General features: G+C 75.2%; 2 protein-coding genes. Both read right to left on the bottom strand.

Going from position 1 to position 14574, the window contains the following annotated elements; translation table 11 throughout:
• Window positions 1-2 precede the first annotated feature (2 nt).
• Window positions 3-9500 (bottom strand): type I polyketide synthase, encoded by a 9498-nt coding sequence (locus HA073_RS08905; protein WP_166456125.1) that lies wholly within the window; start codon window positions 9498-9500, stop codon window positions 3-5.
• A gap of 46 nt (window positions 9501-9546) precedes the next feature.
• Window positions 9547-14541: a type I polyketide synthase gene (locus HA073_RS08900; RefSeq protein WP_166456124.1), complete on the bottom strand. Its 4995-nt coding sequence runs from the start codon at window positions 14539-14541 to the stop codon at window positions 9547-9549.
• Window positions 14542-14574: the final 33 nt, after the last annotated feature.

Below are 14574 nucleotides of genomic sequence, written 5' to 3'. Positions count from 1 at the left end.
GGTCACGAGTCGGAGCCTTCCAGGGCCATCCGGACCAGGCCGGCGACGTCGAGTTCGCGGATCTGGGTCTCGGGTGCGGACGGCGTGACCGGGGCAGCGGACGCCACGGCCGGCGTGCCGGCACTCGTACGGGCCAGCTGGAGCAGCTGGTCGAGCAGGCCCGCCTGCCGCAGCTCGTCGAGCGGGATCGCGGCGAGGGCCCGGCGCACGGACTCCTCGTCGCCGCCGTCGCCGTCGTCCCCCGCAGCGCCCGCGAAGAGCTGCTCGTACAGGTGGCCGGCCAGGCCGTCCGGGGTGGGGTAGTCGAAGACGACGGTGGTGGGCAGGTCGTGCCCGGTCGCCGCGGTGAGCAGGTTGCGCAGTTCCACCGCCGTGAGCGAGTCGAAGCCGAGGTCCAGGAAGCCCCGGTCGGTCTCGATCGCGTCGGCGGAGGGGTGGCCGAGCACCTTCGCCGCGTCGACCCGCACCATCTCCAGCAGTGCGGCCCGCCGCTCGTCGTCCGGCAGCGCCCGCAGCCCGGCGAGCAGGTCCCGGGCGCCGGGCGCGACCGCCTCCGGCGCCTCGGCGGGGGCGGCGGCCAGCCCGCGTACGGCCGGCAGGTCGGCCAGCAGCGGACTGGGCCGCAGCGAGGTGAACAGCGGCTGGAAGGTGGCCCAGTCGACGTCGGCGACGGTGACGCAGCTGTCGCCGACCGCCAGGGCGTGCCGCAGCCCGGCCATCGCCACGCCGGGCGGCATCACCTGGAGGCCGCGGCGGCGCAGTTGCTCCGCCGCACCCTCGGTGTACATGCCCGACTCGGTCCACGGTCCCCAGGCGATGGAGGTGGCCGCCCGGCCCTGGCCGCGTCGCCGCTCGGCGAGCGCGTCCAGGTAGGTGTTACCGGCCGCGTACGCGCCCTGTCCGCCGCTGCCCCACACCGCCGCGATGGACGAGAAGAGCACGAACGCGTCCAGTTCGGCGTCGCCGAGCAGCTCGTCGAGGTGTTCGGCGCCGCAGACCTTCGGGGCGATGACGTACGCCAGGTCCTCCAGGGTGGTGTCGGCCAGCGGCACCACCTCGCTGACACCCGCGGCGTGCACCACCGCGCGCAGCGGCGGCCCCTCCCGCCGGAGATCGGCCAGGAGGTCGGTGACGGCGGCGCGGTCGGCGGCGTCGCAGCGGACCACCCGGCAGTCCACGCCGAGCCCGGCCAGCTCGGAGATCAGCTCGGCGGCGCCCGGGGTGCCGGTCCCCCGCCGGCTGGTCAGCACCACCCGTTGCGCGCCCTCGGCGGCCACCCAGCGGGCCACGTGCCCACCGAGCGCACCGGCGCCGCCGGTGATCAGCACCGTGCCCCGGGGCTGCCACGGCGTGAGTTCCCCGTCGGTGGTGGTGGCCGGTACGAGCCGCCGCACCAGCACCCCGGACTCGCGGACGGCGAGCTGGTCCTCCACGCCGCCGCCGGTGAGGATGCCGCCGAGACGCATCGCCGTCCACGGCTCCAGGTCAGTGGGCAGGTCGACCAGCCCGGCCCAGCGGGCGGGCTGCTCCAGCGCGGCCACCCGGCCCAGGCCCCACAGCATCGCCTGCCGCGGGTTGGCCGGGGCGTCGCCGTCGCCGAGGCCGACGGCGCCCTGGGTGACGCACCAGAGCCGGACCGAGGCGTCGAGGTCGACGAGCTGCTGGAGCAGGTGCACGGTCGCGGCGAGGCCGCGCGGCAGCGCCGGGTGCTCGGCGTGCGGGGCGTCGTCCAGGCCGAGGAAGGACAGGATCGACAGCGGCCCGTCGCCCGCGCCGAGCGCCTCGGTGAGCACGTCGGCGAACCCGCCGCACAGCTCCTCGGAGTCGGCGGCGGTGTCCACGGGCACGATGCTCACCTCGGCGCCCAGGGCCCAGGTGCAGGAGTGCAGGTCGGGGTCGTCGGCCCGGTCGGCGGGCAGCAGCACCAGCCACCGGCCGGGGTCCTGCTCCTGCGAGGTCTCCGCGATGGGCTCCCAGACCGCCCGGTAGCGGGTGCCGTCGACCAGGGCCTGCTCCCGGCCGCGCCGGCGCCACGCCGACAGGGCGGGCAGCACGGTGCCGAACGGCTGGTCGCGGTGCACGTCGAGGTCGCGGGCCAGCGACTCCAGGTCCTCGGCCTCGACCGCGGCCCAGAAGCGGCGCTCGACCTCGGTGGCCTCGTCGGCGGCCACGAGGGCGGCCCACGGCGGCGGCTCCGGCCAGTAGCGCTGCCGGTCGAACGCGTAGGTGGGCAGCTCGACCCGCTGGGCGCCGGTACCGGCGTAGACGGCGGACCAGTCCGGGGAGACGCCGTGGGTGTGCAGCGCGGCGAGCGCGCGCAGCAGGGTGCTCGGCTCGGCGCGGTCCCGGCGCAGGGCGGGCACCACCAGTGGGGCCCGGCCGCCGGCCGGGGCCTCGGCCAGGACGGCCTGGGCGAGGGCGGTGAGCACCCCGTCCGGGCCGATCTCGACGTAGCCGGTGACGTTGCGCTCGCGCAGTGCCACGACGGCGTCGGCGAAGCGTACCGCCTCGCGGGCGTGGCGCACCCAGTAGCCGGGCGCGCCGATCTCCGCCGCGTCGACCGGCGCGCCGGTGACGGTGGAGACCATCGGGATGCTCGGAGCCGCGTACCGCAGCCGTCCGGCGACGGCGGCGAGGTCGTCGAGCACCGGATCCATCAGCGGACTGTGGAACGCGTGGCTGACCGCCAGGCGCCGGACCCGGACACCCCGGGCGGCCCACTGGGCGGCCAGTTCCTCGACGGCGTCGCCGGCCCCGGACACCACGACCGCGGCGGGGCCGTTGACGGCCGCGACGGAGACCCGGTCGGCCCGCTCACCGAGCGTGGCGGTCACCTCGGCCTCGGTGGCGGCGACGGCGAGCATCGCGCCCCCGGCCGGCAGCGCCTGCATCAGCCGGCCCCGGGCGGCGACCAGCTCGGCGGCGTCGGCCAGGGAGAGCACACCGGCGGCGTGGGCGGCCGCGATCTCGCCGATCGAGTGCCCGGCGACGGCGTCGGGGCGGACCCCCCACGCCTCGAACAGCCGGAACAGCGCCACCTCCACGGCGAACAGCGCCGGCTGGGTGAATTCGGTGCGGTCCAGCGCCTCGGCCTCATGCGTGCCGGGCTCGGCGAAGAGCAGTGGCCTGAGCGGGCGGGGCAGGTGCGCGTCGAGGGCGGCGCAGGCCTCGTCCAGGGCGGCGGCGAAGACGGGGAACGCCTCGGCCAGCTCGCGACCCATCCCGGCCCGCTGGGCGCCCTGTCCCGAGAACAGGTACGCCACCTTCGGCCGGGGCACCGCCACGCCGGTGACCACCAGCGGCGCGTCCTCGCCGGCGCCGAGGGCGCGCAGCCCGGCGCCCAGCGCGATCCGGTCGGTGGCCAGCACGACGGCCCGGTGTTCCAGGGCGGCCCGGGCGACGGCCGACGACCAGCCGACGTCGACCGTACGTGGCGCCTCCAGCCCGGTGAGCTGCTCGGACCAGCGCTGCGCCTGGGCGGCCAGCGCGAGCCCCGAACGGCCCGACAGCAGCACCGGCACCACCGGCAGCCGCGCCGGGTCACCGGTCGGCTGCTCGGCTTCGACCGGCTCCGGGGCCTGCTCCAGGATGGTGTGCGCGTTGGTGCCGCTGATGCCGAACGAGGAGACGGCGGCGCGGCGCGGGTGGTCGGTGACCGGCCAGGGGCGGCCCTCGCGGAGCAGTTCGACCGCACCGACGCTCCAGTCCACCTGGTCGGTCGGCTCGTCCACGTGCAGGGTCTGCGGCAGGTAGCCGTGCCGCAGCGCCAGCACCATCTTGATGATCCCGGCGACACCGGCGGCGGCCTGGGTGTGACCGATGTTCGACTTGATCGAGCCGAGCCAGAGCGGCTGCTCGGCGGGCCGCTCCCGGCCGTACGTGGCGAGCAGGGCCTGCGCCTCGATCGGGTCGCCGAGCTTCGTGCCGGTGCCGTGCGCCTCGACGGCGTCCACGTCGGCCGGGGCGAGGCCGGCGTTGGCGAGCGCCTGCCGGATCACCCGCTGCTGCGACGGCCCGTTCGGGGCGGTGAGGCCGTTGGAAGCGCCGTCCTGGTTGACGGCGCTGCCCCGGATGACCGCGAGCACCGGGTGACCGTTGCGGCGGGCGTCGGAGAGCCGCTCGACGAGCAGCAGGCCGAGGCCCTCGCCCCAGCCGGTGCCGTCGGCGGCGGAGGCGAACGCCTTGACCCGGCTGTCCGGGGCGAGGCCCCGCTGCCGGCTGAAGCCGACGAACACCCCGGGGGTGGACATGACGGTCACGCCGCCGACCAGGGCGAGTGAGCACTCCGAGCGGCGCAGCGCCTGGCAGGCCCAGTGCAGCGCGACCAGCGACGACGAGCAGGCGGTGTCGACCGAGACGGCGGGCCCCTCCAGCCCGAGGGTGTACGACACCCGGCCCGACAGGACGCTGCCGGCGTTGCCGGTCATCAGGTGCCCCTCGGCGCCCTCGGCGCTGAACATCAGGTTGCGGTAGTCCTGGTAGTTGGTGCCGACGAATACGCCGGTGGCGCTGCCGCGCAGCGTGTGCGGGTCGATCCCGGCCCGCTCGACCGCCTCCCAGGACGCCTCCAGCAGCAGCCGCTGCTGCGGGTCCATGGCGAGGGCCTCGCGGGGGCTGATGCCGAAGAAGCCGGCGTCGAAGTCGGTGGCGCCGGTGACGAAGCCGCCCTCACGGGCGTAGCTGGTGCCCTCCTTCTCCGGGTCGGAGTCGAAGAGCCGGTCCAGGTCCCAGCCCCGGTCGGTGGGGAACTCCCCGATGGCGTCGCCGCCGGCGGCGAGGAGCTGCCACAGTTGCTCCGGGGTGTCCGCCCCACCGGGCAGGCGGCAGCTCATCGCCACGATGGCGATCGGGTCGTCGTCCTCGGCCGCGGCGGCCGGGGCGGGGGTGGTCGCGTCGGGGACGATCCCGGTGAGCAGTTCGCCGAGGTGCGCGGCGAGCACCGTCGGGTTCGGATAGTCGAAGGCGAGCGTCGCGGGCAGCCGCAGGTCGGTGGCGGCGGCCAGGAAGTTGCGCATGTCGACTGCCGTCAGCGAATCCAGGCCGAGGTCGCGGAAGGGCTGGGTGGCCGGGATGTCGTCGGCGGCGCCGTAGCCGAGGGCCGTCGCCGCGCACTGCCGCACCAGCTCCAGCAGTGTCGCGGTGCGCTCCCCCGGCGCGAGCGCGGCGAGCCGCCGGGCGAGGGCCGACGGTACGCCCGTCTCCTCCTCGGCGGCCTCCTGCTGCCCGGCCGGCTGCGTCGCCTCCTGGGCCTCGGCGAGGTCGCCGATCAGCGGGCTGGGCCGTACCAGGGTGAACGCGGGGGCGAAACGGGCCCAGTCGATGTCGGCGACGACTGTGGTGGGCTCGTCGCGGCGCAGCGCCCGGGCGAGGGCCTCGACGGCCAGTTCCGGGTCCATGCCGATCATGCCGCCCCGGCGCAGCCGTTCCTGGGCGCGTTCGTTCTCGGCGGGCAGGCCGGCCCCGCGCCAGGCGCCCCAGGCCACCGAGAGGGCCGGCAGTCCCTCGGCCCGGCGCCGCTCGGCGAGGGCGTCGAGGAAGGCGTTGGCCGCCCCGTACGCGCCCTGCCCGGCGTTGCCGGTGGTTCCGGCCACCGAGGAGAAGAGCACGAAGGCGTCCAGGTCGAGGTCGCGGGTCAGCTCGTCCAGGTGCAGCGCGGCGACGCACTTCGACGCGGCGACGGTGTGCAGGCGCTGCGCGGTGACGGTGTCGACGATGCCGTCGTCGAGGACGGCGGCGGTGTGCAGCACGGCGCTCAGCGGGGCGTCGGCGGGGACGGCGGCGAGCAGGTCGGCCACCTGTGCCCGGTCGGCGACGTCGCAGCGAGCCACTGTGACCCGTACGCCGAGACCGGTCAGCTCCGCCTCCAGCTCGGCGGCGCCCGGGGCGTCCGGGCCGCGCCGGCTGGCCAGCAGGACGTGCGCGGCGCCGGAGCGGCCCGCCCAGCGGGCCAGATGCCCGCCCAGTCCGCCGGTGCCACCGGTGATCAGCACGGTGCCGTGCATCCGCCGGGTGTCGTCCGCGTCGCCGGACTCGACCGGCTCGGGTTCGGTGATCCGGGTGAGGCGGCGGACGAAGACGCCGGAGGCGCGGACGGCGAGCTGGTCCTCGCCCCGGCCGGACTGCTCCGCGCCGTCGTCGCCGAAGGCGTCTTCGCCACCGCTGGCGCCGAGCGCCGCGCAGAGCAGCGCGCCGGCCTGCGCGTCGAGCACGTCGGGCAGGTCGAGCAGGCCGCCCCAGCGGGCGGGGTGTTCCAGGGCGACGGCGCGGCCGAGCCCCCAGACGGAGGCGGCGGCGGGGCGCGGCGCCGGGTCGTCGGCGCAGGCCACGACGGCTCCCCGGGTGGCGCACCACAGCGGCGCCTCGACGCCGAGCAGCCCGAGCGCCTGCACCAGCAGGGCGGTGCCCGAGACGGCCAGCGAGGTGGCCGGGTGCTCCGGGTGCGCCCGCTCGTCCAGACCCAGCAGCGAGAGCACGGCGACGGGTCCGTCCGGGCCGGTGAGCGCGGCGCTCAGCCGCTCGGCCAGCGCCGCCGGGTCGTGTGTGACGTCCAGCTCCACCGGGACGACGTCCGCGCCGAAGTTGCCCAGGGCCGACAGCACGTCGGTGACCAGCGGGTCGTCGCCCAGCGCCGCGGGCACCGGCACGAGCCAGGTGCCGGCGAGCCAGGTCAGCGGCAGGTCGGGCAGGGCCCGCCAGGTGACCCGGTAGCGCCAGCGGTCGATGTCCGGGGCCGCGTCGGCCGCGGTGAGGAAGAGCGGCGGCGCGGGCCAGTACCGGTGGTGGTCGAAGGCGTACGTGGGCAGGTCGACGGTGGCCGCGGCGGGCAGCACCCTCGTCAGGTCGACGGGCAGGCCGACGGCGTACGCGGCGGCGAGGTTGGTCAGCAGCCGGGTCGCGTCGTCGTCACCACGACGCAGACTGCCGATGGTGTGCCCGCTCACGCCGGTGTCGTCGAGGATCGCGGTGACCGGCATCGTCAGCACCGGATGCGGGCTGATCTCGACGAACGTGGTGTGCCCGGCAGCCACAGCCGTCCGCACGGCCGCGTCGAAGAGCACAGTCTGCCGCAGGTTGTCGTACCAGTAGTCAGCGGTCATCACCGCCGGATCCACCCAGTCCCCGGTGAGAGTGGACACGAGCCGGGTGTGACCGGCCCGCGGACCGACACCGGCCAGGTCCGCCCGAAGCTGCTCGGCGACCTCCTGCACCGCGGGCGAATGCGACGCGTAGTCCACGGGGATCAGCCGGGCACGAACACCCTCGGCCCCGCACGCCTGGACGAGGCCGGCGACGTGCTCCGGCGGACCCGACACCACGACGGTGGACGGGCCGTTGACCGCCGCGACCCCGACACCCGGGAACGCGGGCAGCCGCTCGGCCACCGCCTCGGCCGACAGGTCCACCGACGCCATCGTCCCGGTACCCCGCAGCACCGCCAGCGCACGCGACCGCAACGCCACCGTCCGCGCCGCGTCCTCCAGGCTCAGAATGCCCGCCACGCACGCCGCGCCGATCTCACCCTGCGAGTGACCGATCACCGCGTCCGGAACCACACCCGCCGCACGCCACACCGCCGCCAGAGCGACACCGACGGCCCACAGCACCGGCTGCACCACCTCGACCCGGTCCAGCCACGACTCGTCCTCGCCCGTGAGCACCGACACGAGATCCACATCGAGATACGGCGCCAACGCCCGCCGGCACTCCGCCAGACACTCGTCGAACACCGGCGTACGACCCACCAGCCCCGCCGCCATCCGCGCCGACTGCGCGCCCTGACCCGGAAACACGAAGACCGGACCCGCACCCGGACTCGACGCCACCCCCGTGACCACGTTCCCCGCCGGCTGACCGGCAGCGAAGGCATCCAGCCCGGCAAGCAACCCCTCGACGGACGACCCGACGACAACGACGCGATGATCGAACGCCGACCGGGTAGCCGCCAACGACCAGCCCACCTCCACCGGATCGATCCCACCCCGCTCACGCACGTGCCGCGCGAGCCGGGCAACCTGACCGGCCAACGCCGTCCCCGACCGCGCCGACACCGGCCAGGCCACCACATCCGAAGCGACCAACCCCGCCCCACGCCCACCCGCATCCGACTCGACCGGCTCAGCCGACTGCTCGATGATCACGTGAGCGTTGGTGCCGGAGATGCCGAACGAGGAGACGGCGCCCCGGCGTACCCGGCCCGTCTCGGGCCACGGGCGTGCCTCCGTCACCAGTTCCACCGCGCCGGCCGTCCAGTCGACGTGCGGCGACGGCGCGTCGACGTGCAGCGTCGCCGGCACGAGGCCGTGCCGGATGGCGAGCACCAGCTTGATCACGCCGGCCACGCCCGCGGCGGCCTGGGCATGGCCGATGTTCGACTTCACCGAGCCGAGCAGCAGTGGCGGTGCCTCGTCACGGTCCTGCCCGTACGTGGCGATGAGCGCCTGCGCCTCGATCGGGTCGCCCAGCCTGGTGCCGGTGCCGTGCGCCTCCACCACGTCGACGTCGGCGGTGGAGAGCCGGGCGGAGGTGAGGGCCTGGCTGATGACCCGCTGCTGGGCCGGCCCGTTGGGCGCGGTCAGCCCGTTCGACGCGCCGTCCTGGTTGACGGCGGTGCCGCGGACCACAGCCAGGACGCGGTGGCCGTTGCGGCGGGCGTCCGACAGCCGCTCGACCAGCAGCCAGCCGACCCCCTCGGAGAACCCGGCGCCGTCAGCGGCGGCGGCGAACGACCGGCAACGCCCGTCGGTGGAGAGTGCGCGCTGCCGGCTGGATCCGATGTAGAGGCCCGGGGTGGCCATCACGGTCACCCCGCCGGCCAGCGCCAGGTCGCACTCCCCCGCCCGCAGCGCCTGCACGGCGAGGTGCAGCGCCACCAGCGACGACGAGCAGGCCGTGTCGATGGATACGGCCGGTCCTTCGAGCCCGAGGGCGTACGACACCCGGCCCGACGCGACGGCCGCCGCGCCCCCGGTCATCGAGTGCCCTTCGTCGCCGTCGGGCGACATCATCAGCAGGGTGCCGTAGTCCTGCCCGTTGGTGCCGACGAACACCCCGGTCCGGCTGCCGCGCAGCGAGGCGGGGTCGATGCCGGCGGCCTCGACCGCCTCCCAGGAGGTCTCCAGCAGCAGCCGCTGCTGGGGGTCCATGGTCAGCGCCTCGCGCGGCGAGATGCCGAAGAAGGCGGAGTCGAAGTCGCCGGCCCCGTCGACGAACCCGCCCTCCCGGGCGTACGAGGTGCCCGGGTGGTCGGGGTCGGGGTGGTAGAGGCGCTCCAGGTCCCAGCCCCGGTCGTCGGGGAAGGGCGCGACGGCGTCCCGGCCGTCCCGCAACAGCTCCCACAGGTCGTCGGGGTTGCGCACCCCGCCCGGCAACCGGCAGCTCATCGCCACGATCGCCACCGGCTCCAGTTCCTGGGACTGGGCCTCGCTGAGTCGGCGGCGGGTGTCGTGGAGATCAGCCATGACCCGCTTGAGGTAGTCGCGGAGCTTGTCTTCGTTGGCCATCGGAGTGCCGCTTCCTCGAAAGAGACGGGAGAGAGCTGGAGCTGGGTCAGGAGATGCCGAGGTCCTTGTCCACCATCGCGAACAGTTCGTCGTCGGTGGCGTCGTCGAGGTGCCGGCCGATGTCGGCGCCACCGCTGTCCTGGCCGAGCCGGGAGAGCATCGCCTGCAGGCGTACGGTGGCCCGCACCCGGGCCGCCTCGTCCCGGGCGACCACGTCGAGGCCCTCGGCGATCCGGTCCAGATCGTCGAGGAGCGCGTTCGGGGTGACCACGTCGTCGTGGGCGACCTCGGCGTAGAGGTACTCCGCCAGGGTCGTCGGGGTCGGGTAGTCGAAGACCAGGGTGACCGGGAGGGCCACGGCGGTGGCCGCGCCGAGCCGGTTACGCAGCTCGACGGCGGTGACGGAGTCGAAGCCCAGCTCCCGGAACGCCCGATGCTCGTCCACGGAGTCGGCGGACGGGTAGTTGAGCACGGCGGCGACCTGGCCACGGACCAGGCCGAGCAGCACGGCGAACCGCTCGGCGGCGGGCAGCCCGGCGAGCCGCTCCCGCAACGACTCCGGGCCGTCGCCGGCCTCCACGCTGTCCATCGCCTCGGCGGCGGCGAGCCGCCGCACGTCCGGCAGGTCGCTGATCAGCGGACCGGGCCGGGTGGCGGTGAACGCGACGGAGAACCGTTCCCAGGCGATGTCGGCGATGGTGAGGAACGCCTCGCCGTGGTCCACGGCCTGGTGCAGCGCGGTGATCGCCGCCTCCGGGGTCATCTCGGGTACGCCGTGGCGGTGCAGCAGCTCGCCGAGCGGCCCGTCGGCCATGCCGCCGCCGGCCCACGCCCCCCAGGCGACTGAGGTGGCGGTGAGGCCGAGGCCCCGGCGGTGCTGGGCGAGCGCGTCGAGGAACGCGTTGCTCGGGGCGTAGTTGCCGACGCCGGAGCTGGCCACGCTGCCGGCGAAGGACGAGAACATGACGAACGCGGACAGCTCGTGGTCGAGGGTCAGCTCGTGCAGGTTGTACGCGACGTCGACCTTGGCCCGCAGCACCCGTTCGATCTGCTCGGGCCGGATGTCGTTGATCATGGCGTCGTCGAGGACCGCGGAGGCGTGCACGACCGCGGTGAGCGGGTACTCGGCGGGGATCGCCTCGATCAGCTCGGCCAGGGCGTCGCGGTCGGAGGCGTCGCACTCGACCACTGTGGCCTGGGCGCCCAGCGCGGTGAGGTCGTCGACGAGCTGCTGCGCGCCGGGCGCGGCCATGCCCCGCCGGCTGACGACGACGATGTTCTCCACACCGCTGCGGGCCAGCCAGCGGGCGGCGTGCCCACCGAGCGCGCCGGTGCCGCCGGTGACGAGCCCCGTGCCGTACGGCTGCCACGGGTTGGCGGGCTGACTGTCGCCGAGCGGGACGCGGGTGAGCCGGCGGGCGAGCAGGCCGCTCGGGCGTACCGCGATCTGGTCCTCGTCCCCGGCGGTGGTGAGGGCCGCGACCAGCAGGTCGGCACAGCGGTCCTCCACGGCCTCGGGCAGGTCCACGAGGCCGCCCCAGCGCTGCGGGTGCTCCAGCGCGGCGACCCGGCCGAAGCCCCAGACCAGCGACTGCGCCGGGGCGCGCAGCAGGTCGGCCATGCCTACCGACGCGGCGCCGGAGGTGACGCTCCACATCGGCGCGCGCAGGCCGATGTCGCCGAGGGCCTGGAAGAGCGCGACGGTGGCGGCGAAGCCGCCGGGCACGGAGGGGTACAGCGGGTGGGCCAGCTCGTCGAAGGCGAGCAGCGAGACCACGCCGGCGACGTCGGCGGTGGCGTCGCCGCCCGGTCCGGCGGCGAGCGCCTCCTGCAGCAGCTTGCCGAACTGGTCGCGGTCGACGTCGGGCGTGGAGACGGCCACCGGCACGAGCGTCGCGCCGGCCGCCGCGATCGCCTCGACGCAGGCGTCCTGCCAGGGCTCGATGATGTCGCCGGTCGGCATGACCACGACCCAGGTGCCGTCCATGCCCCGGTTGGCGACGCCGGTCAGGGGCTTCCAGGTGTCCTGGTAGCGCCAACTGTCGATGTCGGCCTGCCGGCGCCGCTGCCGGCGCCAGGAGGTGAGCATCGGCAGGGCCGGCAGCAGCGCGTCGAGAACCTCGTGTGCCGGGGTCTCCTCGGTGGCGATGGTCTCGGCGAGCGCCGTGACGTCCCCGCTCTCGACGGCGGCCCAGAAGCCCGCGTCGCCCGGGTCGCCGCTCATGCCCGACAGCAGGGTCTGCAGGTCGGGCCCGCCGCTGCCGTCGAGCCAGAACCGCTGGTGGTCGAAGGCGTACGTGGGCAGCGGCGCGACCTCGGTCTCGGCGAGGACGTCCGCCAGGTCGACGGGCAGGCCGACGGCGTACGCGGTGGCGAGGTTGGTCAGCAGCCGGGTCGCGTCGTCGTCGCCCCGGCGCAGACTGCCGATGGTGTGCCCGCTCGCGCCGGTGTCGTCGAGGATCGCGGTGACCGGCATCGTCAGCACCGGGTGCGGGCTGATCTCGACGAACGTGGTGTGCCCGGCGGCGACCGCCGTACGGACCGCGGCGTCGAACTGCACGGTCTGCCGCAGGTTGTCGTACCAGTGCTCCGCGCCCATGGTGAGCGGGTCGGCCCACTCGCCCGTGAGGGTGGAGACCAGCCGGGTGTGGCCGGCCCGCGGGGTGACGCCGGCCAGGTCCGCGCGGAGCTGCTCGGCCACCTGCCGCACGGCCTCGGAGTGCGACGCGTAGTCCACGGGGATCAGCCGGGCGCGGACGCCCTGCGCCTGGCACGCCTGCACGAGGTCGGCCACGGGCTGCGGCGGGCCGGACACCACGACGGTGGACGGCCCGTTGACGGCCGCGACTCCGACGCCCGGGAACTCCCCCAGGCGCTCGGTGACCGCGTCGGCGGACAGGTCGATCGACGCCATCGTCCCGGTACCCCGCAGCACCGTCAGCGCCCGCGACCGCAACGCCACTGCCTTCGCGGCGTCCTCCAGGCTCAGGATCCCGGCGACACAGGCCGCGCCGATCTCGCCCTGCGAGTGACCGATCACCGCGTCCGGGACGACGCCCGCCGCGCGCCACACGGCCGCCAGGGCGATGCCGACGGCCCACAGCACCGGCTGCACGACCTCGACCCGCTCCAGCCACGACTCGTCGTCACCGGTCAACACCGCGACGAGGTCCACGTCGAGGTACGGCGCCAGGGCCCGCTGGCACTCGGCCAGCTTCGCGTCGAACACCGGCGTACGACCGACGAGCCCGGCCGCCATCCGCGCCGACTGCGCCCCCTGACCCGGGAACACGAAGACGGGACCTGCGCCGGCGCTGGTGACCGTACCGGTGACGAGGTTCCCCGCCGGCTGGCCGGCGGCGAGGGCGTCCAGCCCGGCCAGCAGCTCGTCGGCGGTCGACCCGACGACGGCGGCACGGTGGTCGAACGTCGAGCGGGTGGTGGCCAGCGACCAGCCGACCGCCGCCGGATCGATCTCGCCGCGCCTGCGCAGGAAGTCCGCGAGCCGGGCCGCCTGCCCGCCCAGGGCGGTCCTCGACCGGGCCGACACCGGCCAGAGGGTCACGTCCGACGCGACCAGGCCCGGCCGGCGCGCGGGCTCGACGGCGCCGGTCCCGTCCGCCTGCCCGCCGTCGACGGTCGCCGCCTCGGCGACGCGCGGGCGGTACTCCTCCAGGATGACGTGGGCGTTGGTGCCGCTGACCCCGAAGGAGGAGACGCCGCCGCGGCGGGGGCGGTCCAGTTCCGGCCACGGCTTGGACTCGGTGAGCAGGGAGACCGCCCCGGCCGTCCAGTCCACGTGCGGGGACGGCTCGTCGATGTGCAGGGTCTCCGGCATGACGCCGTTACGCAGCGCCATCACCATCTTGACCAGCCCGGCGACGCCGGCGGCGCTCTGGGTGTGGCCGATGTTCGACTTCACCGAGCCCAGCCACAGCGGACGGTCGGCCGGGCGGTCCTGCCCGTACGTGGCGATGAGCGCCTGCGCCTCGATCGGGTCGCCGAGGGTGGTGCCGGTGCCGTGCGCCTCGACCATGTCGACGTCGGCGGAGCCGAGCCGGGCGTTGGCGAGGGCCTGGCGGATGACCCGCTGCTGAGAGGGGCCGTTGGGGGCGGTGAGCCCGTTGGAGGCGCCGTCCTGGTTGAGGGCGCTGCCCCGGATCACGGCGAGGACCGGGTGGCCGTTGCGTTCGGCGTCGGCCAGCCGCTCCACGACGAGCACGCCGCCGCCCTCGCCCCAGCCGGTGCCGTCCGCGCCGGCCGCGAAGGCCCGGCACCGGCCGTCGACGGACATGCCGCGCTGCCGGGAGAAGACGACGAACACGCCGGGGGTGACCATGACGGTGACGCCACCGGCGATGGCCAGGTCGCACTCGCCGCGGCGCAGGGCGTTCACGGCGAGGTGCAGGGCCACCAGCGAGGAGGAGCAGGCGGTGTCCACGGTGACGGCCGGGCCGTTGAGGCCGAGGGTGAACGAGATCCGGCCGGACGCCACGCTTGTGGTGTTGCCGGTGCCGATGTACATGTCGACGCCCTCGGGCACGTTCGGCAGACCCATGCCGTAGTTCGAGGTGCTCAGCCCGACGAAGACACCGGTGGAGCTGCCGCGCAGCGACAGCGGGTCGATGCCGGCCCGCTCGACGGCCTCCCAGGACGTCTCCAGCAGCAGCCGCTGCTGCGGGTCCATGGCGAGGGCCTCACGCGGCGAGATCCCGAACAGGGACGGGTCGAAGTCACCGGCGCCGTCGAGGAACCCGCCGATGCGGGTGTAGCTCTTGCCCGGCTTGTTCGGGTCGGGGTCGTAGAGCGCCTCCAGGTCCCAGCCCCGGTCGTCCGGGAACTCGGTGAGCGCGTCCCGGCCGTCGGCGACAAGCTCCCACAGGTCCTCCGGCGACCGCACACCACCCGGGAAGCGGCAGCTCATCGAGACGATGGCCAGCGGCTCCTGGTCGCGGGCCTCGACGGTCTGCAGCTTGCGCTTGGTGTCGTGCAGGTCGGCTGTCACCCGCTTCAGGAAGTACCGCAGCTTGTCGTCGCTCATCGGGTGGCCCCTGCCTCGGTCCGAAGGTTGGTC

It is taken from the genome of Micromonospora sp. CMU55-4 (assembly GCF_011602315.1).
In the GTDB taxonomy this organism is placed as follows: Bacteria; Actinomycetota; Actinomycetes; order Mycobacteriales; family Micromonosporaceae; genus Micromonospora; species Micromonospora chalcea.
The sequence above is the reverse complement of the archived record's forward strand: the minus strand, read 5'-3'. Positions and strand labels throughout refer to the sequence as shown.

Bases quoted from the DNA above. Each gene is read 5' to 3' on its own strand.
- HA073_RS08905 (WP_166456125.1), bottom strand. From the start codon at position 9,500: ATGGCCAACGAAGACAAGCTCCGCGACTACCTCAAGCGGGTCATGGCT.
- HA073_RS08900 (WP_166456124.1), bottom strand. From the start codon at position 14,541: ATGAGCGACGACAAGCTGCGGTACTTCCTGAAGCGGGTGACAGCCGAC.